The sequence below is a fragment of the Frigoribacterium sp. CFBP 13729 genome (assembly GCF_014841875.1).
In the GTDB taxonomy this organism is placed as follows: Bacteria; Actinomycetota; Actinomycetes; order Actinomycetales; family Microbacteriaceae; genus Frigoribacterium.
On sequence record NZ_JACYUR010000005.1, the window covers coordinates 67,450 to 91,614 of the forward strand.

The 24,165-nt window shown below is 70.3% G+C and carries 26 protein-coding genes and 1 tRNA gene; 10 read left to right on the forward strand and 17 right to left on the reverse strand.

Annotation, left to right across the window (positions count from 1 at the left end; translation table 11 throughout):
• Window positions 1-78: 78 nt before the first annotated feature.
• From IFT77_RS13900 to IFT77_RS13930, 7 genes are all read right to left on the reverse strand, one after another.
• A complete protein-coding gene (locus IFT77_RS13900; RefSeq protein WP_123547067.1) occupies window positions 79-477 on the reverse strand; it encodes a hypothetical protein in 399 nt (132 codons plus the stop codon).
• Between the two features lie 201 nt (window positions 478-678).
• Entirely contained in the window at window positions 679-2,733 is a 2,055-nt protein-coding gene (locus IFT77_RS13905; protein WP_192170320.1) for a chaplin family protein, read from the reverse strand.
• 130 nt (window positions 2,734-2,863) lie between these two features.
• Window positions 2,864-3,940 (reverse strand): hypothetical protein, encoded by a 1,077-nt coding sequence (locus tag IFT77_RS13910; protein WP_192170321.1) that lies wholly within the window; start codon window positions 3,938-3,940, stop codon window positions 2,864-2,866.
• A 218-nt stretch (window positions 3,941-4,158) separates the two neighbouring features.
• Window positions 4,159-4,680, reverse strand: a complete 522-nt coding sequence (locus IFT77_RS13915; RefSeq protein WP_192042460.1) for a GNAT family N-acetyltransferase — start codon at window positions 4,678-4,680, stop codon at window positions 4,159-4,161.
• A gap of 41 nt (window positions 4,681-4,721) precedes the next feature.
• Window positions 4,722-5,612: a DUF429 domain-containing protein gene (locus tag IFT77_RS13920; protein ID WP_244638822.1), complete on the reverse strand. Its 891-nt coding sequence runs from the start codon at window positions 5,610-5,612 to the stop codon at window positions 4,722-4,724.
• On the reverse strand, window positions 5,609-6,490 hold the full coding sequence (locus IFT77_RS13925) for a phosphatase PAP2 family protein (RefSeq protein WP_192042461.1): 882 nt from the start codon (window positions 6,488-6,490) through the stop codon (window positions 5,609-5,611). Before IFT77_RS13925 ends, IFT77_RS13920 begins: the two co-directional genes overlap by 4 nt.
• Before the next feature lie 74 nt (window positions 6,491-6,564).
• Complete coding sequence (locus IFT77_RS13930) at window positions 6,565-7,164, reverse strand: hypothetical protein (protein ID WP_192042462.1); 600 nt, start codon at window positions 7,162-7,164, stop codon at window positions 6,565-6,567.
• 194 nt (window positions 7,165-7,358) lie between these two features.
• Here IFT77_RS13930 and IFT77_RS13935 point away from each other — a divergent pair, with 194 nt between their 5' ends.
• On the forward strand, window positions 7,359-7,646 hold the full coding sequence (locus IFT77_RS13935) for a hypothetical protein (protein ID WP_192042463.1): 288 nt from the start codon (window positions 7,359-7,361) through the stop codon (window positions 7,644-7,646).
• Window positions 7,647-7,808: 162 nt separating this feature from the next.
• Window positions 7,809-7,881, forward strand: a tRNA-Arg gene (locus IFT77_RS13940).
• 1,281 nt (window positions 7,882-9,162) lie between these two features.
• On the opposite strand, the gene IFT77_RS13945 is transcribed toward IFT77_RS13940, so the two are convergent.
• Window positions 9,163-10,203: a bile acid:sodium symporter gene (locus IFT77_RS13945; RefSeq protein WP_192042464.1), complete on the reverse strand. Its 1,041-nt coding sequence runs from the start codon at window positions 10,201-10,203 to the stop codon at window positions 9,163-9,165.
• Window positions 10,204-10,298: 95 nt separating this feature from the next.
• Between IFT77_RS13945 and IFT77_RS17265 the strand changes: the two genes are divergently transcribed.
• Window positions 10,299-10,700: a MerR family transcriptional regulator gene (locus IFT77_RS17265; protein WP_192042465.1), complete on the forward strand. Its 402-nt coding sequence runs from the start codon at window positions 10,299-10,301 to the stop codon at window positions 10,698-10,700.
• Window positions 10,701-10,834: 134 nt separating this feature from the next.
• On the opposite strand, the gene IFT77_RS13955 is transcribed toward IFT77_RS17265, so the two are convergent.
• The 3 genes from IFT77_RS13955 to IFT77_RS13965 form a co-directional block, all read right to left on the reverse strand.
• Window positions 10,835-11,023 (reverse strand): hypothetical protein, encoded by a 189-nt coding sequence (locus IFT77_RS13955; RefSeq protein WP_192042466.1) that lies wholly within the window; start codon window positions 11,021-11,023, stop codon window positions 10,835-10,837.
• Window positions 11,024-11,096: 73 nt separating this feature from the next.
• A complete protein-coding gene (locus tag IFT77_RS13960; RefSeq protein ID WP_192042467.1) occupies window positions 11,097-11,555 on the reverse strand; it encodes a hypothetical protein in 459 nt (152 codons plus the stop codon).
• Window positions 11,556-11,780: 225 nt separating this feature from the next.
• Window positions 11,781-12,416: an isochorismatase family protein gene (locus IFT77_RS13965; protein WP_192042468.1), complete on the reverse strand. Its 636-nt coding sequence runs from the start codon at window positions 12,414-12,416 to the stop codon at window positions 11,781-11,783.
• Window positions 12,417-12,535: 119 nt separating this feature from the next.
• On the opposite strand from IFT77_RS13965, the gene IFT77_RS13970 reads away from it, so the two are divergent.
• Together IFT77_RS13970 and IFT77_RS13975 are read left to right on the forward strand one after the other, a co-directional pair.
• Window positions 12,536-13,483: a helix-turn-helix domain-containing protein gene (locus IFT77_RS13970; RefSeq protein WP_192042469.1), complete on the forward strand. Its 948-nt coding sequence runs from the start codon at window positions 12,536-12,538 to the stop codon at window positions 13,481-13,483.
• Window positions 13,484-13,552: 69 nt separating this feature from the next.
• Window positions 13,553-14,221, forward strand: a complete 669-nt coding sequence (locus tag IFT77_RS13975) for an HAD hydrolase-like protein (RefSeq protein ID WP_192042470.1) — start codon at window positions 13,553-13,555, stop codon at window positions 14,219-14,221.
• Window positions 14,222-14,299: 78 nt separating this feature from the next.
• Here the strand turns inward: IFT77_RS13975 and IFT77_RS13980 are convergent, their stop codons facing one another.
• Both IFT77_RS13980 and IFT77_RS13985 read right to left on the reverse strand, forming a co-directional pair.
• Window positions 14,300-14,812 carry a GNAT family N-acetyltransferase gene (locus tag IFT77_RS13980; RefSeq protein WP_244638823.1) on the reverse strand — a complete coding sequence of 171 codons (513 nt, stop codon included), beginning with the start codon at window positions 14,810-14,812 and terminating at the stop codon, window positions 14,300-14,302.
• A 46-nt stretch (window positions 14,813-14,858) separates the two neighbouring features.
• Complete coding sequence (locus IFT77_RS13985; protein ID WP_192042471.1) at window positions 14,859-15,707, reverse strand: SDR family oxidoreductase; 849 nt, start codon at window positions 15,705-15,707, stop codon at window positions 14,859-14,861.
• 65 nt (window positions 15,708-15,772) lie between these two features.
• On the opposite strand from IFT77_RS13985, the gene IFT77_RS13990 reads away from it, so the two are divergent.
• From IFT77_RS13990 to IFT77_RS17560, 5 genes are all read left to right on the forward strand, one after another.
• Window positions 15,773-16,156, forward strand: coding sequence for a helix-turn-helix domain-containing protein (locus tag IFT77_RS13990; protein ID WP_192042472.1), 384 nt, complete (start codon window positions 15,773-15,775; stop codon window positions 16,154-16,156).
• A gap of 138 nt (window positions 16,157-16,294) precedes the next feature.
• Window positions 16,295-16,807 (forward strand): hypothetical protein, encoded by a 513-nt coding sequence (locus IFT77_RS13995; RefSeq protein WP_192170322.1) that lies wholly within the window; start codon window positions 16,295-16,297, stop codon window positions 16,805-16,807.
• 189 nt (window positions 16,808-16,996) lie between these two features.
• A complete protein-coding gene (locus tag IFT77_RS14000; RefSeq protein ID WP_192042474.1) occupies window positions 16,997-17,878 on the forward strand; it encodes a thioredoxin domain-containing protein in 882 nt (293 codons plus the stop codon).
• A gap of 63 nt (window positions 17,879-17,941) precedes the next feature.
• Complete coding sequence (locus tag IFT77_RS14005) at window positions 17,942-18,322, forward strand: BlaI/MecI/CopY family transcriptional regulator (RefSeq protein ID WP_192042475.1); 381 nt, start codon at window positions 17,942-17,944, stop codon at window positions 18,320-18,322.
• 50 nt (window positions 18,323-18,372) lie between these two features.
• Window positions 18,373-19,215, forward strand: a complete 843-nt coding sequence (locus IFT77_RS17560) for a M56 family metallopeptidase (protein ID WP_192042476.1) — start codon at window positions 18,373-18,375, stop codon at window positions 19,213-19,215.
• 20 nt (window positions 19,216-19,235) lie between these two features.
• Here the strand turns inward: IFT77_RS17560 and IFT77_RS14015 are convergent, their stop codons facing one another.
• From IFT77_RS14015 to IFT77_RS14030, 4 genes are all read right to left on the reverse strand, one after another.
• The gene (locus IFT77_RS14015) at window positions 19,236-21,536 is read right to left on the reverse strand and encodes a heavy metal translocating P-type ATPase (RefSeq protein ID WP_371741067.1); all 2,301 of its coding nucleotides are present in this window, start codon (window positions 21,534-21,536) and stop codon (window positions 19,236-19,238) included.
• Window positions 21,533-23,596 (reverse strand): cytochrome c oxidase assembly protein, encoded by a 2,064-nt coding sequence (locus tag IFT77_RS14020; RefSeq protein WP_192042477.1) that lies wholly within the window; start codon window positions 23,594-23,596, stop codon window positions 21,533-21,535. Before IFT77_RS14020 ends, IFT77_RS14015 begins: the two co-directional genes overlap by 4 nt.
• Complete coding sequence (locus IFT77_RS14025; protein WP_371741068.1) at window positions 23,589-23,837, reverse strand: heavy-metal-associated domain-containing protein; 249 nt, start codon at window positions 23,835-23,837, stop codon at window positions 23,589-23,591. Before IFT77_RS14025 ends, IFT77_RS14020 begins: the two co-directional genes overlap by 8 nt.
• 66 nt (window positions 23,838-23,903) lie before the next feature.
• Entirely contained in the window at window positions 23,904-24,122 is a 219-nt protein-coding gene (locus tag IFT77_RS14030; protein WP_244637981.1) for a heavy-metal-associated domain-containing protein, read from the reverse strand.
• Window positions 24,123-24,165: the final 43 nt, after the last annotated feature.

The following is a 24,165-nucleotide window of genomic DNA, read 5'->3' on the forward strand; positions in this document are numbered from 1 at the left end:
CTGGCCGAGCCGACGAGAAGTGCTCTCCGAGGTGTCGCCGAGGGCAGTTCTCGCCGGTTAAACGGGCTGAGGCCTGGACTAGGGCTGCGGGGTGCCCTGCGGGTGCGCGCCGGGGTCGAGCTGCCCGCCCGTCGACGCACGGCCGAGGGCGTGGGCGAGCTCGGCGAACGCCTCCTGCGACCGGGCCGCCCCGAGCGCCCCGCCCTTGACGAGGCCGGTGCCGAGGTCGCGGCTGAGGCGCACCACGAGGCGGTCGGAGTCGTCGACGAAGTACTGCAGCCACAGCACGACGTGGAACGCCTTGCCGGCGAAGACCCCCAGGAACAGCGTCTTGGTGAGGTCGCCGCGCACGGCCTTGGTGCTGCCGTTCGGCATCTGCTCGAGCCGGAACCCCTGCGCCTGGGCCACGTGGTCGACGAGCCTCCGCGAGTCGTCGTGCGGTCCCGTGAAGAAGTAGTCGTAGCTGCTGTCGGCCATGCGTCCCCCGTGTGGTTCCCCTGTCGCCCGAGCGGGCTCCGAGCGACAACCTAGCGCCACGCGCCGTGCTCGGACGCGTCCGCGCACGGCGACGCACCGCAGGCCCTGAACCGGTCTGCGGTGCGCCGCCGTGCGGAGCTGTCGCTGTTGCTGCCGCCGTTGCTGTTGCCGTCGCGGTCGCAGGTGCGATCGCGTCGTCGCTCAGGCGCGTGCCCGGCGGCGAGCCGCGAGCAGCAGTCCGAGCCCGGCGAGCAGGGCCAGCAGGCCGGCCGCGAGGCCGCCCGTCGACTCGCTGCCGGTGAACGCGAGGGCCGAGGTGTCGGCCGCCGCGGCGACGGGCTGACCAGCCGAGGAGGCGGTCGAGACGAACACGGTGCGTCCCGCCGTCGAGGCGGTCACCACGCCGGTGCCGGAGTCGGTCGTCACGACGACCTCGCCGCCGCCGGTCGTCGGGACGTCGCCGTCACCCTCGGTCGTCGGGGTGGTGGGGTCCGACGGGTCGAAGGGGAAGGCGGGCGTCACGGGGACCACCGGGGTGCCGGGGTCCGTCGGGTCGACGGGGGTGCCGGGGTCGACGGGCGTGGTGCCGGTGGTGCCCGTCGTGTCGGTGCTGCTGTCGCCGACGACGGTCACGGCGTTGCCGCCGAGGTCGATCGGGATCGTGATGACGGGGATGATCTGGGTGCCGCCGCCGATGCCGTCGTCGCCCGAGGTGGTGCCGCCGGTGCCGGTTCCCGTCGCGGGCGTGGTGGTGGTGCCCGTGCCCGTGCCGGTGGTGCCGGTGCTGCTGCTGTCGCCGATGATGCTGACGGCGTTGCCGCCTCCGGTGATCGGCGCGGTGATGACGGGGATGATCTGGGTGCCGCCGGCGATGCCGTCGTCGCCCGTGGTGGTGCTTCCGGTGGCGGGCGTGGTGCTGGTGCCCGTGCCGGTGATGCCGCCGGTGCTGCTGCTGTCGCCGATGACGCTGACGGCGTTGCCGCCGGCGGTGACGGGAGCGGTCACGACGGGGACGATCTGGGTGCCGCCGGCGATGCCGTCGGTGCCCGAGGTCGTGGTGCCGGTGCCGGTGCCGGGCGTGGTGCTGGTGCCCGTGCCGGTGGTGGTGCCGGTGCTGCTGCTGTCGCCGATGATGCTGACGGCGTTGCCGCCTCCGGTGATCGGTGCCGTGATCACGGGCAGGACCTGGGTGCCGCCGAGGATGCCGTCCGTGCCGGTGGTGGTGCTGCCCGTGCCGGTCGCAGGCGTGGTGCCCGTGCCGGTGGTGGTGCCGGTCGAACTGCTGTCGCCGATGACGCTGACGGCGTTGCCGCCTCCGGTGACGGGAGCAGTCACGACGGGCACGATCTGGGTGCCGCCGGCGATGCCGTCGTCACCCGAGGTGGTGCCCGCCGAGCCTGCTCCGGACGAGCCCGAGCCCGTCGTGGGCGTCGTGCCCACGGCCGGCGTGGTGCCGGTCGAGCTGCTGTCGCCGAGGACGCTGATCGCGTTGCCGCCGATCGTGACCGGCACCGAGACGCCGGGGACGATCTGCGTGCCGCCGAGGACGGAGTCCTCACCGCTCGTCGTCGCCCCGGAAGTCGCCGGGGTCGACGTGGTCGGGGTCGTCGTCGCCGGCGCACCGACGCCCGTGCTGGAGCTGTCGCCGAGGAGCGACAGCCCGTTGCCGGAGATCGTCACCGGCAGGGCGACGTCGACGAGTGCCTGGGTACCGCCGCCGATCGAGTCGCTGCCGGAGGTGGTCGCCGCGGGGGCCTCGACCGGTGCGGCCGGAGCCGGTGCCGGAGCAGCAGGAGCGGGCGCGGCCGGAGCCGTGCTGGCCGTGTCGCCGACGATCGAGATCGCGTTGTCGGTGACCGTGATCGGCACGTCGACCGAGACGATGCCCTGCGTGCCCGAGAGCAGACCCGAGTCGCCGCTGGTCGTCGTGACCGGGGCGGGTGCGGGTGCGGGAGCAGGTGCCGGTGCCGGTGCGGGAGCAGGAGCAGGAGCAGGGGCAGGAGCAGGGGCAGGAGCAGGAGCAGGTGCAGCAGCAGCAGGCGCGGCGGGTGCCGTCGCGGCGCTGTCGCCGACGACCGAGATCGCGTTGCCGAGTGCCGACACCGGGGCGTCGACGACGGCCTGGACCTGGGTGCCCGAGAGCAGCCCGTCGTCTCCGGTGGTGGCAGGTGCCGCGTTCGCGGCGGTGGTTCCGAGGGCCCAGATGCCCCCGACGAAGAGCGCTCCGGTGAGCCCTCTCGAGACGTACTTGTTCATGACGAACTCCAAGAGTGAGATGAGGTGTGGTGCCGCGGTCTCGCGGCGTGGTCGCGTGTGTCGTCGGCAGGCAGGTGCCTGCTGTCGGGCCGGCTGCGGGTGCAGCAGGGCCCTGACGACGCGACCGACCTCAGTCGGGGGAGCTGTCGGTGTCGTACGTGGGCGTCGACGGGAGATCGTCGTCGCCGTCCGCGGAGCCCGCCGAGACGGCGAGACCGGGAAGTGAGGAGGGGCGGGCCGCGTCGCCGACGACGGCTCCCGCCGAGCCGGCACCCGCGCCGGCCGAGCCGGAGCCGGTCGACCCGGTGCCGCCCGAGGGCAGGCCCGGGAGGCCGTCGTCGCCGAGGGGCGAGCGGTCGTCGCCGGGCAGGGGAGAGACCGGAGCCGGGGTGCCCGCGCCTGCGGGAAGAACAGCACCGGCAGCGGCCCCATGCGCCGCGATGCGGTCGCGCAGGATGCTGGCGGAGTCGGCCGCGACCACGTCAGCAGAGCCGGCCGTCGCCTCGTCGGCCAGGGCCGCGGCGGCCGCGTCGTCGCCGGCCGCGATGCCGCTGGCAGGAGTCGAGGGGAGCGAGCCGCCGACGTGCGCACCGGGCGTGCCGGGCCGGTCGGGCAGGGGAGTCGTCACGGGCGGGACCGGCACGCCGGGCAGGCCCGGAGCAGGTGCTGCCGCGGCGTCGCCCGTGCTGCCGAGCGCGGTGTCCACGACGCCGGCGACGGGGGCCGTGACGGTCGAGACCGGTGCCTGGCCGACGACGGCGGGGACGACGGGGGTGGCGGCGACGACCGTGTCGACGACCTGCGCGACCGGGGCCACGACGCTCGAGACGGGAGCCGCCGCGGCGACCTGCTGCACGGCCTGCGGCACCACCGGCGCCACGGCCTGGACGACCTGCTGCACCGGGGGAGCGACCGCGGTGGCCTGGGTGGCGACCTGCGTGACCGTCGACACCGCACCTCCTGCGGTCGTCCCGACGGCGGCGACGGGAGCGTCGAGCGACTGCGCGACGCCCCCGACCGCGGACGTGACGCCGCCGAGCAGCGACGAGTCGGCCGACGGAGCGGCCGGTGCCGCCGACGCGGACGTCGACGAGAAGAACAGGCTCAGCACGACTGCCGCCAGAGCGACGAGGCCGGAGACCACGAGGAGGCGCACGAAGGAGAGCGCGGCCGGTCGCCGCATCGTCCCCTCGGCCGTCTGATCCACGGCACACCTTCTTCGGTCGCTGAGCTGCTGCCGGGGTGGTTGGGCCCGGCCGACGGGGGTGGTGGCCCCCGCTGTGCCCCTTTTCTACGCCGGTGTGCCGCAGATGTCCACGAAGATCCCTCATTTGTACCCCTGGATCCGCCTGGGCATCTCCTGTGGAGGAGGCACGACGTCGGACGGCGTCCGCGCGAGGCCGAGAGGGACCGCCCGGCCCGGGATCAGGCGAGCGGCAGCCTGAGCTCCAGCTCGCGGCTCGCGGGGTCGAGCACGTACGGCACGGTGACGCCGGTCGGCTCGAAGCCCCGACGGCGGTAGTACGCGATCGCCCGCGCGTTGTCCTCGTGGACGTGCAGCGTCAGCGCCGAGCCCTCGGTGCGCGCCCACTCGACCACCGTGTCGAGCAGGGCGTCGGCGACCCCCGCCTCCGTGCCTCGCCGGCTCGGTCGCACGTAGACGCCGACGAGCATCGGGCTGCCGGGCGCGTCGAGGTAGCCGCCCATCGTGCCGAGCCACTCGCCGGTCTCGTCGTCGATCGCGGCGACCATCACGCTGTGCGGCGCCTGCCCACGGGCGCCGCGCGAGCGCCACTCGGCCTCGCCGTGCGTCAGCCCGGTGGCGAGGGTCTCGCCGTAGGCCATCGGGGTGTCCTCGAGCATCTCGAGCCGCAGGTCGCGCACCTGCTGCCAGTCGTCGGCGGTCGTGCGGCGGATCGTGACGGTGCTCGGGACGCGCGGGCTCATGCGCCCAGCGTGCCACGCGCTGTGCGAGTGCCGCGCGCGGCTCAGCGCGGGGCGCGCCCGACGGGCACGGTGCCCTCGGGCGCGGCGAGCCGTTGCACCTCGCGCGCGGGTGAGATCAGCGTCGCGCGCCGGCCGAGCGCATCGGGCTCGGCGGCCGCGCCGAGCACCTGCATCCGCTCCGGGCGGCGGGCGCGCATCGACGCCGTCCACGCGCAGACGAGCGCGTCGAGCAGGTCCTCGCGGTGCTTGTACGGCCGGTCGACGAGCGGCGACGGCTCGTCGACGAGGAGGCGCGACACCGGGTGCGAGAGCAGCCGCAGCGGCGGGTCGGCCGATTCGAGGGCGGCCAGGCGCGAGATCAGGTCGTCGCAGGCGACCGCGCGTGCGCCGCGCCGCTCCTCCGCGGCGACGGTCGTGTCGGGACGCTTGTAGCGCGGCCGGCGCTCGTCGTAGCCGAGCTCCGGGGCGCCGACGAGCGTCGTGTACGGGTAGCACTCGAAGTAGGAGACGGCGTCGGCCGGCACCGTCGCGACACCGTCGTCGTACACGGCACCGGCACCGGCAGCGGCGAGACGCTCGCCGAGGGTGCGTCCGCCGAGCCACGGCAAGGAGGCGCTGGAGGCGTTCGCCGACACGTGCCACCGTCCGTACGCCCGGCCCACGAGCCGTTCGCTCGGCCGCATGCCGGTCGCGTTCGGCACCAGCACGGGGGCGTCGATCGCCACGTGCGACCCCGGGGTGGCCCAGTGCAGCACCCACTCGGTCACCTCGTCGACGCCGCGGGCCCAGCCGGCGTCGAGCACGGTCCCGTCGGCGGCGATCACCGCCAGGCCCGTCTCGTTCGCGGGCTTCGTCGGGGTGGAGTCGCGCCAGGCGAGGTCGACGCCGAGGTAGCGCGGGGCGTCGGCCGTCACGACCGTCCCGTCGGTCACGAGCGGCGGTCGAGCTTCCAGCCGACCCAGGCGGTGACGAGCACGACCCCGGCCGCGGCGAGCCGGGCGCCCGTCAGCACGCCGCTGCCGGTGGAGGTCGTCACGCTCATGTCGCTGCCGATCCCGATGCCCCAGACGAGACCCGAGATCGTGAGGCAGGCGACGAGTGCGAGCCCCAGCAGGCCGGAGGTGAGCGCGAAGGCCTTGGGCCCGACCGCGTCGACGGCGGCGGGGCTGCGGAGGCGGCCGCGGGCCCTCCCTGCGAGGCGCGAGGCGGTGAAGCGGACGGCGGCGAGCCAGAAGAGGGCGACGGCGCAGGCGCCGACGATGTCGCTCGAGCGGTGCCAGCCGTAGGCGACGGTCTGCTCGGCGACGATCGCGGCGAAGGCCGTGCCGATGAGGAACACGAGGGGGCGCACGTGGCGTCCGAACGCCGTCATCACGGCGAAGAGGGCGGCGACGGCGATCGTCGTGTGGCCGCTCGGGAAGCTGTTGCCGTACAGCTCGCCGGTGAGGTCGGGGCGCGGCACGAGCTGCTTGAGCACCTGGGTCGTCACCGTCGCGCCGATGATGAGCACGCCCGACTGCAGGGCCGCGCCCGGCCGTCGTCGGAGGAACGCGACCAGCATCGTCAGGCCGACGAGCAGCATGAGCGCCGCGGGCGAGATCGCGTCGAGCGCGGAGCCGGAGCCGAGGAGGCGGTCGTCGTCGACCGAGCTGAGGATGCTGTCCTCGACGGACTGGCCCGTCTCGGTCAGCACGGCCATGACGTACACGCCGCCGAACGCGACGACGGAGGCGCTCGCCGCGACGATCCACCGGGCCGACCCGTGTCGCCGGACGGCGCTCGAGGTCGGGAGAACGGGGGCTGCAGTCACTTCCCCATAGAACAGCACCCCTCCTGGACGCCGCCTCACACCCGCCTGGTGATGCGTCGAGAAGGGCTGTGGACTCACAGGGAGCGGTCGGCCCGGCGCAGCTCGGCCCGGAGCACGCGGACGCGACGGAGGCGGTGCAGGCTCGCGAACGGGGAGACGACGGTCAGCAGCCCGAAGAAGACGAGGCCGGCCCAGGGGATCCAGGTCGGGAGGGGCGCGTCGTCCGGTGCCCGCGGGAGAAGGAGCAGGACCACGTTGAGGCCGACGAACAGGGCGAACTCGAGGGTGAAGAGCCAGATGCCGCGCCGCGCCCAGGTCTCCTGCCGGGCGAGGATCGGATCCCAGGTCGCTACGTCAGCGCGGTGGGGGACGCGGCCGGTCTTCACGGCGCGGGCGATCCGGACGGCCTGGTCCGCGCCTCCCTGCTGTGACCAGGTCCAGGCGATGAGCAACGTCATGGTGACGCTGAACGACAGCCCCGAGGCCAGGCCCGTCGCGACCGCGGCGGCGACGCCCACCCCGGACGGGACGTCCGCGAGGGGAGCCAGGACGGCCACGACGGCGGCCATCGCCCCGCCGAAGACCACGGTCATCGCGAGGAAGAGCAAGAGCAACGTGCGGCGTCGTGGCGCCTCGAGCACGTGCTCCCTGATCCAGCCGCGCCGCTCGTCCACCCGTCGACCCTGGCACGGTCGGACACCCGCGCCGACTGCGGACGCGCACGCTCACCCGTCGACCCACCTGGTCGGTCGCCCGTGCTCTCGCTCGGGTCGGCGTCCTGGCCGTCCTCCTGGGAGGCGCGGAGGTCGCCGGAGCATGATCGACGCACATCAGCCGACACGGTCGGCTCGACACGAGGAGGCGCTCGATGAGCACCACGAACAGCAACGAGCCGCAGCAGGGCGGGGTCACCGACGAGACTGCCGAGTTCGGCGACCGCTCGCAGGTCCCCGTCGCGGGCAGCACCGAGAACCACGGCGACGTGGAGCAGCCCGTCGCGCCCGGCACCGACGACGAGCCCGACCACCTCACGGGTCGCGAGGCCACCGGCGACGTGCTCGACCGCACGGGATCGGTCGACGCCTCCGACGTCGACGACCTGCTCGGCCGCCGCGAGGACCGCGACGACGACCACGAGGGCCCGCGCGCCCCGTAGCTCGCGATCGATGTGACGCGTGTGAGGGGTCTGCTCGCCGCAGATGCCCTCGTCGCGTCACATGGTTCGCTACAGAGCAGGACCGAGACGAGGAAGCGCCCTCGATTCGCGAGGACGCCCTCGGTCGTGTAGTGTTTCCCCCGGCCATTCGGCCGAGGAAATGCGCCTGTAGCTCAACGGATAGAGCATCTGACTACGGATCAGAAGGTTGGGGGTTCGAGTCCCTCCAGGCGCACAGAACATCAGGAATGACCCGATCTGAGATCGGGTCATTCGTCATTTCAGGGCCCGGTCGCACAAAACTCGCCTTAAACGTCAGGTCTTCGCGCCGATGCTTGCTCTCGTCCAGTCTCGCTCTGGCGGGAGAATTTTCGGGAATGGGCACGCTTACCGCTAAACCGGTAGCGCTGAACTACTCTCGCCGGTACTCCGACGCTGTTGCTCACGGGCAGGGCGATCGTGTTGTCAGCGTTAATCAGCTGCCAGACGTGCGCCTTGGCGGTGAGTTCTCATTTACGACGGCAGCGCCAAAGGATGGACGAGCCGCGGGCGTGCCGGTCGACAATGCTCGGTCCAGCATCGTCGTCTGTAGTCAAACAACCGTCGCGGTCCAGGCTAGCCAAGTTGACCGGCAGCTGAGCGGACCCGAGTCCAAGTACCCAGGGGTACAGATGGCTCGAGTAGCGAAAATCATCAGCAGCACGTGAGCACAGCTGTCGGTGCTTGCTGGGAAGCTGAGCCTATGGATGATGTCGTAACCCCCCAGGTTGCCCAACTTGCAACGCAGCTCGCCGCCAGCGCCGCTCGAAACACGGCAACGGCAATCGCGGACAAGATCGGCGTGCTCCGCGCGTCGAAAGATGCAGTCGACCGCACCGACGCCCTTGAGCAGAGCGCGAGCGGGATTCCTCATCGTGGAGCCCGCCGTCAAGACGGGCGACACGTACCGATGGGCTCAGTGCACCGGCGGCAGCCGCACTCCACTACTCGTCGAGGTGGGCTTCGACAGCGGCGTAGGGATCGTCGCCCCGGCTGGCTCACCGTCTGCCGAACCCTGAACCGACCCCGTCGACGAAGTGACGCACGGTTGCCCACGGGGTCATTCCAGAAGACTCTGGGAATCGCCATCGGACCTCGGCTTCGGCTGCCTGCGACAGTTCTATAAGTTCTGGGTCTCGTTGAGAGCAATCGGTAGCGAACTGCATCTCGGTTCATGCGCGGCAATGCGACTCGCGAAAAGCGGGTTCGCGCGTTCTGCACGATGAGTGCAGGCTCGGACTCACGACGTTCAGCCGGAATATCCTCCTGTCATAAGGCTCTGACGTCATGGTTCGGCGACCGCCGAATGCTGAGTCAGAGTGTGGGGGCGGGCACGACTGGCTGTGGCCGTGACCGAGGAGCGGTGGGGGCAGGGCCGTTGGGGATCCCCGGTTACTGCGCTGGCTCGGGACACGAAGCTCGCCTCACGCATTCGCTCGCACGCGGCGCAGTCCTAGGGCAGTCGGGACATGGACGCTTACCGTCGGGAGTTGGTCGTCTTAAACCGTCTATCGAGACGCTTCTCTGGCTCGCTGGCTGGCTCGGGTCTAGTCTCGCGGCCCTGGCTCGGGACTAGGCGAGGGATGAGCCGGACGAAGATCACCATGCCGATGAGTTCGACGAGCGTCTGGGTCACGACAACCACCGGAGCAAGCGACAGCGATGACGGCAAGGCCAGCGCGAGCGGCAAAACCACGAGCGAGTTCCTGGTCGCACCGCTGAACACCAAAGCACGGGTCGCTGGCACGTCGAGCCGGAAGATGCGGCCGGCACCAACGCCGAGCGCTGCCATAACGACGAGGAACCCGGCGTAGATCGGCACCAGCACGAGCAGCTGCCCCAGGGAGTCCCCGACGGCTCCCGCTTGCGAGGCCACGACGGTGAACAGGGTCGCCATCATCAGCGGCACCATCAGGCCCAGCATCGTCCGCTCGATCACGACACCGGATCGGTGTCGCCGGGCGAGTGCCTGCACGAGCGCGGCCGCGGTGAGCGGGACGACGATCAGGAGGAGGAAGGCCCGGGCGAAGGGGCCGACCTCGACTACCGCGACGCCCTCTGGGCCGATGAACAGCAGCAGGTACAGCGGCAGGAGCAGGATCTGCGCCAGCATGAGCAGCGGTGCCGCAGCGAGGAGCCGTTCTGACGCGCCGCCAGCAAGGCCGGCGAAGACGATCACGTAGTCGATGCACGGGGTCAGCAGCACCAGCAGCACCCCGAACAGCAGTGCCGGCTCGGCCGCAACGAACCGGGACAGCCCGTAGGCAACGAGGGGGACGACGCTGAAGTTCAGCACCCCGACCGCGGCGAGGAATGGTCCGTCTCGGAGGGACTTCCCGATCGCGGCGAACGGGACTCCGAGGAACGTCGCGAACAGCAGCAGCGCGAGCACAGGCTCGATCGTTGCCTCTAGGTGGTGTGCTCCCGGCACGGTGAGGCCGACGATGCTGGCAACCGCGATCGCCACCAGGTAGAGGCCGATCTGCCGGTGTTCGAGCCAGGAAACGACCGCGTTCACGGCAGGACCGATGTGGAGGAGGTAGGCACGTCAGTGACCGTAGAGGTTCAAGCCGCTTGAAGGTCAAGCGGCGTCGGCGGCTCTAGGGTCGCGGTGTGCGAATCTCCGAGGTCAGTAAGCGCAGCGGCGTCTCCGCCACGGCGCTCCGGTACTACGAGTCCATCGGGCTTTTGACCCCAGCCAGGGCCCACAACGGGTATCGCGACTACAGCCCGGACGTGCTCAGCCGCCTCGACCTGATCGAAGCCAGCAAGGAACTCGGCCTGCCCCTCGATCAGATAGGCGCGCACCTCAGCACCATGGAGTCGACGTCCTGTACCGATGTCCGAGAGGCGCTACGGCCGCTCTTGGCAGAGCAGATGCGTCAGATCGAGGCGAAGCAGGCGCGCCTCGACCGGCTTCGGTCGCGTCTCGCTCGTGCGGAGCACGATCTGGCCGAGTGCCCAGATCGGTCTGAGCGGTGCTCGACCGAGTGCGTCTTCCGTTGCAGCGCCTAGGTGGCTGCCTGCGCCCGGAGAAAGATCGCTCACCGGATCGCGTGGCTTGGCCACCACCGTCACTTATGAGTGCGATCGGCTCGGGCGTTTCGAATGAAGCGCATGGCGAGTGATCCGGCTGTATAGATGGCGGCCTAGGCGAGGAAGGCGACCCAGACGGGCGGTTGCACGCGGTCGATGAGAAACCAGAAGAGGCCACCGCCGACGAAGATCAAGGCGAGGTTGAGGAGGACGGTTCTTGCCGGCAGCCACGGCGTCGGGCGCTCAGTCACTGCGGTCGCATCGACGGAGCGAGCACGCGATAGTCCTTCATCGTCGCTCATAGGACGAGCATGCCCCACGACATGATCCGGCATCGAATATCGTCCCAGTAGGGGATGGTCCCTAGCGATGCGTTCAGGTGGCGTACTCCCTGTGCCACCAGGCCGACAAGTGGTCAAGGGTCGCCGTGGCTGCGCCGTCCAGACGCTCGCGAGTGTCTCCCCGATGAGCATCCGAGAGGACCGCATCGCCGATGCTCGCGGTGGTTTGCTGCACCACCGAGACGAGGGCGGCCGCGTACGCCCGCTCGGACATCGCGTTCGGTCCCGTGCCTGCGAGTTCAGCTGCCACCGCGGTCGTGACGTCGTCGTAGAACTCCAGGGCCCGACGTCGGAGCAGCGCACTGAGCCGACACTGCGCGGGGAACTCGCCCTTGGCCAATCCCTCGTCGTCCTCGACGTACCTGTCGATGTCCTCGAGGATGAGGGAGCGCAGGGCATCGGCGGGTGACTGCTGGGGGTCTCGCCGGGAGATCGCAGCCCGGATCTTCTCGAGCACTTCGTCTGCTCGGTCGAAGACGAGGTCGGGCACCATGCACCCCGTCGTTCCGGGGTGCATCGTCCACTTCGGGGTGCGGCACCCCGCCGTGCGCGCGGGCACCTCGCCGCGGCACGCACGCATCCCTCCCTGCGCAGTGGCCACCTGAAGCCGTTTCGCGGACGAGTCCGTCGAGCTAGGCAGTCGTTCGGAACACGCATTCGGTCGAACACTTCTTGGACCGGTCGGGGCACGCGGCTCAGTCGAGCAGGGCCTACCGGGTTACCGCGGAAAGCGCTCGGCACCGGACGTCGCGGAGGTGGGCAGGTTGTCCTTCGGGAGCGTTTCTCCCTCGGCCAGTGCGGTGATCCAGGCGTTTGTTGACTCGACGGCGGCGAAGTTCGAGTTCAACAAGGCCATGAGGGTCGTGTGGACGGTCTCCGCGTCGACGTGGCCGGCGTCGTTGCTGATGCTGATGGCTCCGGTCGCGTCAGAGAGGACCTCAGCGGCGATGCCGATGGTCTCTGCCTGGGCAGCGGAGGCGATGATGCAGTTGTTGGTCATGTAGCCGACGAGGGTGACAGTGTCGACGCCGTTCTCCCGAAGCCAGTCGACGAGGTCGGTCCCGGCGAAGACGGAGCCGTACTGCTTCGTGATCGCCTTCCAGGCGGGGGTGCGGCGCTGCTCGATCTCGGGGTGCAGCGCGAACCCGGGAAGGGTGGGGTTGAACACCGGGGCGTCGTCGCCTGATGTGTGCTGGACGACGACGACGGGGATGCCGTTCGCTTCAGCGGCATCGATGGCGGCGATGATCCGCGGGAGCGAATCCGTCGGGGCGGGGTACTGGATCTCCAGCGGGCCGGTGAAGTACTCCTGTTGGATGTCGACGAGGACGAGGGCGCGAGCGGGCGTGGTCATGGTGTGCTCCTAACAGATCAACTTCGGGGGATGACAACGATCCTGCGGTGTTCACAGAACGTCTGCCATTGGCACGCGTGCACACTTACGATGATTCCAGGCCAACAGGAAGGGGCATCGTGAGGATCGCCATCCATGCGTTCGACGGTGTAACGATGTTCCATCTCGCCGTTCCCCAGATGGTTTTCGACGAAGTGAGGAGGCAGGGCCTCGCCGACTGGGAAACGGTGCTCTTCGCCGACCGAGCGGGGTCGGTCCGGACGGCCGAGGGCTACGCCATCAGTGGCGTGCAAGGAGTCGACGCCACGTCGGACGCCGTCGTCGTCGTCGTGCCCTCCTGGATCGCGGACGGCCGGGAACCCAGACCGATCCTCCGGCAAGCTCTGCTCGCAGCCCACGACCGCGGCGCCACCATCGCAGGCCTTTGCCTCGGGGCCATCGCCGTGGCGGACCTCGGCCTCCTCGACGGTCGCCGCGCCGTTACGCACTGGCATGCGATCGACGCCCTCGACCGAAAGCACCCGCGGGTCGATGTTGACCCCGACGTCCTCTACCTCGATCACGGGGACGTCATCACTTCGGCAGGAACAGCCTCGGGCATCGACGCGTGCCTGCACATCGTCCGGACCCGCCTGGGCGCCGAGGCCGCGAACAAGGTCGCCAGGAGCCTGGTCGTCGCCCCTCACCGCGAAGGTGGCCAGGCGCAGTTCATCGAGCGCCCGGTTCCTCAGGACGGGGCGGACGATCCGATCGCGCGAGCGACTGCCTGGGCACTGCAGAACCTCGGCGACGATCTGGGGGTCGACAAGCTCGCTGCCGCCGCTCACCAGAGTCGACGGACCTTCATCCGTGCCTTCCGGGCGGCCACCGGGTCCACACCCGCCGCGTGGGTCAGATCGCGCCGACTCGACGAGGCGCGACGCCTCCTGGAGGCATCGGAGCTTCCCATCGGACAAGTCGCCGCAGTATGTGGCTTCGGCAACGCCGTGACCTTGAGGCAGAATTTCGTCAGCACCTTCGGCAGCACCCCGTCGAGCTATCGCAAGCGCTTCGCGACGGTCCTCTGACGTTCCGCTTCTCTCTTTCTCGAGAAAGGGGATGACAGGTGCTTTCCCGTCGCGAGGTCAGGAGACCACATGCAACACCGGCGGTACGACGTAGCCCTCTTCGACATCGACGGAACGCTCTGCGACCCGGGCTCGGGCATCACGGACGCTGCAGCTCACGCCCTGGCCCAGATGGGCTTCGTCGAGAACGACCCCCTTGCTCTGCGTCGATTCGTCGGCCCGCCCCTGGAGCACTCGTTCCGTGATCTCTACGGGTTCGACGCGGCGGCTGTGACCGAAGCTGTCGGGCACTACCGCGAGCACTACGCAGACGTGGGGATCTCCCAGTACCGTCCGTACCCGGGCGTCGGCGAACTCCTCGAGCGCCTGCTCGCTGCCGGGGTCGAACTCGGCGTGGTGACGGCCAAGATCCAGGAATTCGCCGAGGGTGCCTTGCAGACGGCAGGACTCCGTTCCTCCTTCACGACGGTGCACGGTCGTGCTCCCGACGACGTGGTCGCCAAGGTCGTCACGCTCCGCCGCGCGATGCAATCGAGACGCGCTGCGCCGGAACAGGTAGTGATGATCGGCGATCGCGAGCACGACGTGGAAGCCGCCCTGGAGAACGGCGTCGACGTGATCGGCGTGCTCTACGGCTTCGGGACTGCCGATGAGCTCCACCGCGCGGGCGCACGGATGACGGCGGCCGCGCCTCGACGAGTAGGAGACCTCGTCCTGGGCGGGTCCGTCCCGCAGTGACGACACGTGCCCCGCGGGCTTGCGTGCAAGCCCGCGGGGCACCTGTCGCGACTCGCCCCGGAGCTGGCAACGACCTCGTCAGACGAGCGGAGATCGACGTTCGATGAGGATCGTGTCGCGCCAGCGCCCCGCCTGAGGCCCGGACAGGGGTGCGGCGATCCGCTCTCGCCGACCCACCACCCGGAACCCCAGCTCGGCGTGGAGCGCGAGGCTGGCCGTGTTCTCGGGGAACACCACGCCCTGCAGGGTCCAGATGCCGGACGCTTCGGTCGACTCCACGAGGGCCAGGAGCAGAGCTCGCCCGACTCCCTTGCCTCGCGCGACGGCGTCGACGTACACCGAGTGCTCGACGACGCCGCCGTAGACGGCCCGGCGAGACACGGGAGAGACAGCAGCCCAGCCGACGACGCGGCCGGAGGCTGAGGCCGCGACGATCCGGTGCTCGGCGAGCCGAGAGGCGTCGAACTCGCCGGGAGTCGGGGGTGCTGACTCGAACGTCGCAACGCCTCCGTCGATCCCTTGCTGGTAGATCGAGAGCACGGCGGGGAGGTCCGCCTCGCTCATCGCGCGGAGTGCATACGTGTCGTCCATCGTGATCCCGTCGTTCAGCAGGCCCGGCGCTCAACCGTACTGAGCGTCAGCCCTGCAGGTCGACCAGCCACTTCTCGACGGAGCGAGGGCTGAGACCGAGGCGTTCCTGAGCGCTCGTCGCCGGGGCGATCAGCTCGGACTCCTGGGTGGCGCGCCAGCGGTACGAGTCGACGACCGGGTCGGAGCCGGCCTTGCCGAAGAGCGGCTCGATCAGGCTCCCGAAGTCGTCGGGCTCCTGGGACTCGAAGTGCACTTCGCGCCCGAGCTGCGCTGCGAAGCCGGCCGCGAGGTCCGCTCCCCGCAGTCCCGGAAGCGCGCCGACTCCGACGATGCCGGTGACCGACGTGTCGGCGAGCAGTCGTGCGACCACATCCGCGACGTCGAGGTGCGAGCTCCACGACACGGCGTAGTCCTCTCGGATCGGGTAGCGGAGCACGCCGTCCCTCTCGACGACAGACGTGACGGGAGGAAGCAGGAGGTTCTCGAGGAAGAGGCGAGGCGCGACGATCGCGACCGAGACGCCCGTCGCCGTCAGCCCGGCCGCCAGCGCGGCCACGGGGTTCTCACCCGAGCCGTCGTCCTCGGCCGAGTAGCCGCTGGTGGAGACGACCACCCGTGCGGGCCGTGCCTTGTCGACCGCGGCGACGATGTTGCGGGCGTGAGCGAGCTGCTGCTCACCAGTGCCGATCGGTAGGTGGACGAAGACGCCGTCCACGCCCTCGTAGGCGGCCGCCAGCGATGCGACGGAGGTGAGGTCGACGGCGACGGCGGTGCCGTCTCCCGAGTAGGTGGAGGGGTCGCGGACAGCCGCGGCAACGGAGGCGCCGGACTTGGTGAGCGCGGCAACGACGGGGGAGCCCTGGGCGCCCGTGGCGCCGTGGATGAGATAGGTCATGAAACCATTAGTGCATCTGGTGCATCGGTTACGTCAACTGCACTAATAGCCTAAGCTCGCTTTTCATGGCTTTCTGTGGGGATATCTGGCCCGAGTGCGGCATCGCGAAGTTCCTGACCCTGCTCGATGGCCCTTGGGCGACTCTCATCGTCCGGAACTTGCTCGAGGGGCCGGCGCGGTTCTCCGAGCTGAAGGAGTCGCTGCCGGGCATCAGCGCTCACACCCTGACGAACCGCCTCCGCAAGTTCGAGACGTCGGGCCTCGTCACCAGGACGGTGTACGCCGAGATCCCCCCGAGGGTCGTCTACGAGCTGACCCCGACGGGCCTGGGTCTCCGGCCCGTGCTCGAGTCGATGAACGCCTGGGCCCTGGCCGTCCCTGCCGTCGCGGACACCGAGGACGACGCCTCGACGACGAACGCCCACCAGCGCGCGGTGTCGGCCATCTAGGCTGAGAGCCGGAACGAGCGGGAGGCGGCCACAGTGCAGTCGAGATGGGGACGCCTGGCGCGTGGCTCATCGGCGACCCTGGCGGCGGTGACCCTGGCGGCGTTCTCGCACGTCGCGGGTGGGGGTTCCTCTCCTGGCGTGCTCGGTGTCGTCCTCGCGATCGGACTCTCGCTGCCGCTGAGCGTCGCCCTGGCGGGACGAGGGCCGTCGCTCGTCCGGCTCTCGATCGTCGTCGCCGTCTCCCAGGCGGCTTTCCATCTGCTCTTTTCCCTGGGCGGAGGAGGCGCCGCGCGCGTCGACGTCTCAGGTGGCGGGCACCACGCGCACGAGACGATGGTGCTCGCGGCCGACACATCGATGTCGTCGGGCACGATGCCCGCCATGCACCACGGCGGCGCCATGTGGATCGCGCATGCCGCGGCTGCGCTCGTCACCGTCGTCGGTCTCTGGCGTGGCGAGAGGGCTGTCTGCGCTGCCGTCGGCCTGGCGGACCAGGTACTCCTGACCGTGATCACGGTCTCGGGGATCGCGGCGACCACAGCACCGCAGATAGTGCGGCACCTCGTGCCGCGAGTCGCACGGATCGTCCCCCATGCGCTCCGCGCCGCGGTGCCCGCCCAGCCCCTCCGAGGGCCGCCGCTCCCCGCCTGATCCGAATTGATGCACGATGCGCCGAGAAGGCGCCTCGTGTGCTTCGCCGAAGCGTCCGCGCAGGCGAAGCTCCCCGCGCATCCTCGCCGTGGACGACGTCCCGGCATGCGCCCGTCTGCGTCCCTGCGACCGGACGAGACCTCATGGACACTCCGGCACCCCGTGCCGACGAGAACGAGACGAGTCATCTTGTCGACAACACAGAATTCTGAGACCAAGCGCGAACGACGGGAGTCGGCCCGCGAGAAGGCCCGCATCACCCGGGAGGCAGAAGCCAAGAGACGGCGCCGCAACAAGTGGGCCCTGCAGGGCGGCCTCGTCGTCGGCGTGCTCGCGGTGCTGGCCGTCGTCGCCCTGGTGATCACCCGGTCGATCGCACCCGCGGGCCCCGGCCCCCTCAACATGGCCAGCGACGGGATCGTGCTCTCGGGCGACGGCGCGACCGTCTCCGCCCTGTCGACGGACGCGACGCCCGCCGACGGCTCCCCCACGCCGTCCGCGGCCGGCACGGCCGAGAAGCCGAGCATCGTCGTCTACCTCGACTACATGTGCCCCTATTGCGGCCAGTTCGACACCACGAACGCCGAGCAGCTCGAGACCTGGGTCACGCAGGGCGTGGCCGACCTCGAGATCCACCCCCTCGGGTTCCTCGACAACGCGAGCCTCGGGTCGAAGTACTCGACCCGGTCGGCGAACGCCCTGGCCTGCGTCGCGAACTACCAGCCCGACACGGCGCTCGACGTCAACACCGCCCTGTTCGCGCAGCAGCCGGCCGAGAACACGACCGGCCTGACGAACGACGAGCTGGTCACGCTGGTCCAGGGCGCCGGCGCCGACGACCCAGACATCGCCTCCTGCATCACCGACGGGCAGTTCACCGACTGGGTCGCCTCCGCGACGGAGCGCGCGCTGAACGACCCGGTGCCGAACTCCGACCTCGCCGCGGTGTCCGCGACGCCGACCGTGCTGGTCAACGGCCAGCAGTACCAGGGCTCGCCGACCGACGCCGCCGCGTTCGCGAAGTTCGTGGCGCAGGTGTCGGGTGGGGCAACGGGCACGGAGGCGCCGTGAGTGCCGCGGAACCCCGAGCCGTCGTGACGATCGAGGGGGCCCTTGCCCGGATAAGATCGAGCGATGACCGACAAGTCCGACACTCCCGCCAAGCGTTCTCGCGGCGAGCTCGAGAACGAGGTCATGAGAGCCCTCTGGCGTGCGGGCGCGCCCGCCTCAGCGAAGGAGATCCAGGCGACCTTCGAGCACGACGCGACCCCGGCGATCACGACTGTGCTCACGATCCTGGATCGGCTCCACAAGAAGGGGTCCGTCAACAAGGCACCCGCGGCGGGCGGCGGATTCGTCTTCTCGGCGGCACAGTCGGAGTCGGAGTCTGCGGCGAGCACGATGGTCTCTGCACTCGTCGCGAGCAGCGACCGCAGCGCTGCGCTGCTGCGCTTCGCCGGGCAGCTCGACCCTCGCGACGTCGAGGCGCTACGGGCGGCGCTCGAGGCCGACTGACCCCTGGTGAACTGACCCCCGGCCGACTCACCTCGGGCGGGGTGATCTAGGTGGCGGTCGCCGTCACCGTGCTCGCCTGCATCGGGGCGTCACTTGTGCTGATCGTCGGTGCACCTTTCGTACTGGCCCATGGCCGCTGGCGGTTCCGCTTCCCGCGGCTGGCGCTCGCCTCCTGGTACACCGCGTTCCTTGGCGGCATTGCTGCGGCTGCTCTCGGGCTCGTCAACTCGATGGCAGCGGTCGCGTTCTCTCGGGAGGCCCCGTCGGGCCCGATGGGCGGTTGGTTCGCGTCGACGGTGCTGGTCGTGGTCGGTTGGGGCGGTCTCGTCGCCGTCGGGGGGCTGGTGGCGCTCGTCACGACGCGGTTCGAGCCGCTAGCGGCGACGGACCGGGCCCTGCACCAGCAGATGGCGCTGGTGGCTGCCTGCCACCCGAGTACACGGGTGCGAGGGGTGGACGTGACCGTGGTGCCCTTCGACCGCGCCTTCGCGATGAGCATCCCGGCCCCGAGCAACCGCGTGCTCGTCACGACGGCGCTCGAGCGGGCTCTGACCGCTGTCGAGCTGGCGGCGGTCGTCGAGCACGAGCGGACGCATCTGCGGCAACACCACGGCGTGATCGCGCAGCTCGCGCAGCTCAACAGGGCGTGCACTCCGGGCCTGGCTGGAGCCCGTCACCTCGAGCGCACCACCAGGATGCTCGTCGAGCTCATCGCCGACGACGCGGCCGCGCGGCGCCTGGGAGCCGTGCACACCGCCAACGCGCTGGTCAAGATGGCGCACCTGGCCGAGGACGAGTCGTTGACGCTCCGCGCTCGTCGCCTCGTGGACGCCAGCAACCGGCACGCACCCTCCCACCGGCGGTCTCTGCTGGCGGTACGCGTGCAGGGCTGACCGACGTCAGCGGAGGCGCATCACCCGCGAGGTGCGCCTCCGCTGCGGTTCGGCTCGAACGAGCGCAGTCGCAGGCTGTTCGACACGACGAGCACCGACGACAGGGCCATCGTCGCCGCCGCGATCAGCGGGTTGAGCAAGCCGACCGCAGCCAGCGGGATGGCGAGGACGTTGTACCCGAACGCCCAGACGAGGTTTAGCCTGATCGTCCGGAGCGTCTGGCGTGACAGCTGGACGGCGTCCACGACCACCCGGAGGTCGTCCCTGACCAGGATGATGTCGGCGGCCTTCATCGCGATGTCGGTGCCCTGCACCATCGCGAGCCCCAGGTTGGCGGTCGCGAGGGCAGCGGAGTCGTTCACGCCGTCGCCCACCATCGCGACCCTGTGCCCGTCGGCCTGGAGGGCGGAGATCGCGGCGGCCTTGTCGGTCGGCAGGACGCCCGAAATTACCTCGTCGACTCCGATGGCTGCGCCGACCGTCTGTGCCACGCCGTCCGTGTCCCCGGTCAGGAGCACGGTGCGCAGGCCGAGTGCTCGGAGGCCCGCGACCGCGGCGGGTGCGGACGGCTTGATGTCGTCGTGCACCCCGAACACTGCCGAGGCGATGCCGTCGACCGCCAGCAGGACCGCGGAGGCGCCGGTCGAGCCGAGCCGTTCGACCGCCTCGGTGAGCACGGCGTCGAGCTCGATCCCGTTCTCGCGAAGGAGGCGGGCGTTGCCGATGAGGATCTGGTGGCCGTCGACGACGGCGCGTGCTCCGAGGCCGGTCAGCGCCGTGAAGCCCTCGGGCGTGGACAGGGCACCGACCTCGGCGGATGCTGCCGCCGTGACGGCGCGGGCCACAGCGTGTTCCGAGGCGGTCTCGACGCTGCCGGCGAGGTGCAGCAGGGTCTCCCGATCGAGCGTCCCGGTGACGACGACGTCGACGACGCGCATGCCGCCGGTGGTGACGGTGCCGGTCTTGTCGAGGACGACGGTGTCGATGACGCCGCTCGCCTCGAGGGCGTCCTGTCCCTTGATGAGCACGCCGAGCTGGCCGCCGCGGCCGATGCCGACCATGAGCGCGGTCGGGGTGGCGAGGCCGAGGGCGCAGGGGCACGCGATGATCAGGACAGCGATGCCGTTGCCGACGGCCGTCGAGGGTTCGGCGCCGGTCAGGAGCCAGATGGCGGTCACGATGGCTGCGAGGGCGATCACGCAGGGCACGAAGACGGACGAGACCTTGTCGGCGAAGGTCTGCACCCCGGCCTTGCGCCTTTGGGCGTCCTCGGTGAGGGCCGCCATCTGTGCCAGGCGGGTGCGGGCGCCGACGGTGACTGCGGTGATCTCCAGACGCCCGGTGACGTTGACCGTTCCGCCGATGGCGTCGTCTCCCGGTGCCAGGTCTGCGGGGACGGACTCACCGGTCATGGCGCTGGTGTCGACGGTGGATGTCCCGGACGAGACGGTCCCGTCAACGGCGATGCGCTCGCCAGGGAGGACGACGACCGTGTCTCCGACACGGAGCTCGGTCGACGGCACGACACGCTCGGCACCGTCGGCGTCTCGGATGCGGGCCTGCCGGACGGCGAGGTTCCCGATGGCGTTCAGCACGTCACCGGCGCGGCGGCGCGAGCGGGTCTCGAAGTAGCGCCCGCCGAGCTGGAACGTGACCATGCCGGCGGCGACGTCGAGGTAGATGGCGTCGGCGCCGGCGGGGGTCACGCCGAAGCCGAGCCAGTAGCCCGGCTCTGTGCTCGGGGCGAAGACGAGCGTGTAGACAGCCCACCCGAAGGACACGATGCTGCCGAGCGAGACCAGGCTGTCCATGCCGAACGTGCCTCGACGAAGGCTGCGCCAGGTCGCCTTGTGGAACGGCCACGCCGCCCACGTGACGATGGGCACGGCCAGCAGGACGCAGACGAGCTGCCAGCCCGGGAACCGGAAACCAGGCACGAGCGCGAGCAGGATCGTCAGGTCGCAGAGCGGGATGGTGAGCAGCGCCGCCACGGCGAGTCGGCGACGCAGCGACGTGATCGTGGTCTCGGTGGCCCTGGCGGTCCAGCTGTCGTCGTCGCCCTGTCGCATCGCGGCGGCGTAGCCCGCCTTCTCGACCGCGGCGATGGCCGTGTCGACCTGCGCGGGGGCCAGCCCCGAGACGAGCGCGCGCTCGGTGGCGTAGTTTACCGAGGCGGTCACCCCGGGGAGCTTGTTGAGCTTCCGCTCCACGGCGTTCGCGCACGAAGCGCAGGTCATGCCGCCGACGTCGAGCTCGAAGTACGCCTCCGACGGGCCGGTGGTCGTGTCGACGGCTGCCGTGGGCTGGGAGGTGGTGGTCACGTCTGGTCCTTCATCTCGGGCACCCGCTCGGCGGTCGCCGTCGTCTCGGGCGGTCCCGAGGGGGTGGTGCTCCGGCCGGAGAGCCGGTGGAGCATGTCGTTGTAGGCCTCGAAGCTGTCGTCGATGCCGCTGTCGAGGTGGCGGTCGACCCGCTTCGCGCGTCGGGAGTCCTGTCTCGACCACTGGGTGACGAGGGCGATGACGACTGCGATCAGGGGAAGCTCGCCGGCGGCCCAGGCGATGCCGCCGCCGACGTACTGATCGTGGGCGAGATCGGTCATCCACCACTTGCCGATGTACTCGTAGTAGTTCTGTGCGATCACGGTCTCGCTCGACATGATGACGACGCCGAAGAAGGCGTGGAACGGCATCGCGGCGAGGACGAGGCCGAGCTTGCCGATGTGGGGCAGCGGACGTGGCGGGTGGTCGACGCCGATGACGAGGCTGTAGAAGACGTAGCCGATGACGAGGAAGTCGAGGTTCATCAGCTGGTGTGACCAGTGGTACCTCAGTGCCTCCCCGAAGATCGGCGTCAGGTAGAGCAGGTAGTAGGTGCCGACGAACGAGACGAAGACGTGGACTGGGTGGTAGAACGCGTGGGTCAGGCGCCAGTTCAGCACCGCGGTGATCCACTCGTGCACGCCTGCGGGCTCGTTCCTCCGGTGCGCGGTGCTGGCTCGCAGGGCGAGCGTCACGACGCCGCCCATCACGAGCAGCAGCGGCCCGAGCATGTTGAGGGACATGTGCAGGATCATGTGCAGGCTGAAGGACACGCTGGAGTACTTGCCGAGGCCGGAGGACGTCGTGAGGAACACCGTGGCCCAGCCGAGCACCCATGCGACCGTGCGTCCCACGGGCCAGGCGTCGCCTCGCTGTCGGAGCCGTCGGACACCCCAGAGGTACAGGCCTATCCCGGCGGCGGTCAGGACGGCGAAGAGAATGTTGGGCCGCCATTCCAGGAGGAGCACGAGCGGGCTCGGCTCGCTGTCGACGTCGTAGCCGAGGAACACCTGGTCCACCGAGGTGGGGACGAAGTACTGAGGAGGCGGGATGCGCGTCATGGCGCTGGCGATCCCCAGGTGTGCAGAGAGCAGCAGGGCAGTGAGTGACGTGATCGTCCAGGTCGAGTGCTTCGGAGCGGCATCTGGTCGTGTCGCCCGCCAACCGAGCACGCCGAGGGCGCCGAGGAGGGCGAACCGCACCAGGAACAGCCACCCCGTCGCTGTCTCCCACGGAGCCGAGCCCGCCAACATGAACGCGGCGATGATCACCTGGGTGCCCGCGGCGATCGCGCCGGTCACGACCGCCGTCCACCGCAGGCGGCGGGACTCGACGGCGCCGAGGGCATCCCCCCGCGCAGCAGCCCAGGCCACCAGGAACACGAGCCCCGTGAGGATGGTCATGGCGGGTGTGCCAATGATGGCAGCGTCGCCGCCGAAGTCGTGTTGCGGTCCGACTAGGACCTGCCCGACGACGACAGGGGCGAGGACGGCGATGAGGCTGAGGGCGAGCATGACGAGAAGCGGCTGCCATGTGCCCAGGAAGTTCGCCATCAGGTAGATGGTCCACGCGACTACAGCTGCCACCACCCACGCGCCGGGCAAGTAGGAGGCGGACATCAGGTACGAGAGCGAGCCAGGCTCCAGCAGGCGGTCGAGCGATTGGCCGCTGGCGTCGGCGGCGTCGACGGCTGCGAGGCTCGTCGCGCTGAGGGCCCAGAGGAGCGAGGCCCACCGGATGGTGCCGAGGTCACGACCGTTGTCGACGACCAGCCGGCGTGCGCCCGAACGCGCTCGGACGAAGGCGGCGAAGAACAAGGCGCCCACCGTCACGGAGCTGGCGCACTCGGCCACGACCCGGAGCAGGCCGCTCGTCAGGGACGTGACGAGGTCGGGCACAGGTCGGTGCAGGGACTCGTACCCGGACGGGCCCATCACGACGACGGTCACGACGACGGCGAGCAGCGGGATGCCGACGAAAACGGAGCCGAGGGCCGTGCGCCGATCGCGAGTTCGCTGGGCGGGGTCGGCTGCCGTTTGTGGCGAGACCGTCTCAGCCATCGACGACGGTGTAGCCCGCCTCCTCGACCGCCTCGCGGACAGCCTCGGGATCGGGCGCAGAGGCGCTGGTCACTGAGATCAGGCCCGTCACGTGGTCGGCGGTCACGGACTCGACACCGAAGACATCGCCCACCTCCCCGGCGACTCGCTTCTCGCAGTGCTCGCAGGTCATGCCGGCGACGGTGAACGTGGTCTGCACAGGGGGTCCTCTCAAATGGAGGCCTCCCGGTCGACGCCTCACGCACCTCCTACTCTACGTGCTGTAGAACGCGGTGGGGAGCGTGTTCTCTCGACGTCGACCGGTTCCTCAGCGAGCGATCGAGAATGCTCCGACCGCCGAGAGGCTGGCGCCGACCTCGGCGTCGCTCAGCTCGCGCGTGCCGTGCGCGGTGACCGTCGAGGTCTTCCCGGGGGCGAGGTCGACGTCGACCGAGTCGACGCCGTCGAGGCCGGTGAGAGTCTCGGTGACCGTCGTCACGCAGCCGTTGCAGGTGAGGCCGTTCACGGGCCCTGTCCAAGTGGTCATCATGCATTCCTTTCCATCGTGGGCCGCGCGGGCGTGATGCCCG